The 1105-nt window shown below is 45.6% G+C and carries 1 protein-coding gene and 1 pseudogene; both read left to right on the forward strand.

From position 1 onward, the window contains the following. Positions 1–313 (forward strand): annotated as a pseudogene (locus R8N47_RS23620) (nucleoside/nucleotide kinase family protein); the annotation flags it as partial. Positions 314–338: 25 nt separating this feature from the next. Beyond that, a complete protein-coding gene (locus R8N47_RS23625; RefSeq protein WP_141179355.1) occupies positions 339–1085 on the forward strand; it encodes a phosphatase in 747 nt (248 codons plus the stop codon). Positions 1086–1105: the final 20 nt, after the last annotated feature.

Below are 1105 nucleotides of genomic sequence, written 5' to 3' on the forward strand. Positions count from 1 at the left end.
TGATCCAGTCGACGACGCCATTTTAGTGAATCGCAATGTTGTTGTCGTTGAGGGGAATTGGTTACTGCTTAATGAACCGGTGTGGAATGAACTGCATCGTTTGGCAGATTTTACCGTCTTCGTCGATACACAGCCTGAGTTTCTGCAAGAACGCTTAGTAAACCGTAAGATTCGTGGTGGCACCGCACCAGAAGCCGCATTAGCGTTTTATTTAAACTCAGATGCCGTAAATGTAGATAAGGTTTTAAATCACTCAATTCCAGCGGATCTCACGCTGTTTCTCAATCAAAACGGTTCGTTCGAAATTCGATAATTCGTCCACAATTTAGGAGGTCACCATGGATATCGTCGTTGATAGCCACACCCATACTATTGCCAGTGGACATGCCTACAGCACCATTTTAGAGAACGCATTGGCAGCCAAGAATAAGGGGTTAAAACTTCTTTGTACCACCGATCATGCTCCCGAAATGCCAGGAGCCCCTCACTACTGGCACTTCAATAATCAAAGAATTTTGCCCCGCTTTTTGCATGAGGTCGGTATTCTCCGTGGCGTTGAAGCCAACACTTTAAACGTCAAAGGCGAGATCGATCTTCCGCCTTCCTCTGATCAACATCTTGATTGGATAATTGCTAGCTTTCATGAGCCCGTTTTTAGACCCGCAACCGAAGCGGAGCACACTGTCGCGCTGATTAACGTCATTAAAAGTGGCAGAGTGGACGTGTTAGGGCACTTAGGTAATCCCAATTACCCATTTGATATGGAGCAAGTGTTGCGTTGCGCTAAATCCCACAATGTAGCGATTGAGGTGAACAATACGTCTCTCACAGGCAAGAGCCGAAAGGGCAGTGATGCGCGCTGTGATCAAATTGTTGCCTTAGGAAAAGAGATTGGCGTGTATTTCAGTACCGGCTCTGATGCGCACTTTTGCGAAGAGATTTCAAAACTGGATCTTGCCATTGAATTGCTGGAAAAACATGGCGTGGAGAAGGACAAAATCCTAACGACTTCAACCCGTCGTTTCTTGAAGTTCTTACTACTCAGAGGTAAACCACGCATTCCTGAGTTCGACGCGTTTTACTGATGTATGTGCATGAATAATCA

The organism is Vibrio sp. 2132-1, assembly GCF_033344315.1.

Bases quoted from the DNA above. Each gene is read 5' to 3' on its own strand.
- R8N47_RS23625 (WP_141179355.1), top strand. From the start codon at position 339: ATGGATATCGTCGTTGATAGCCACACCCATACTATTGCCAGTGGACAT.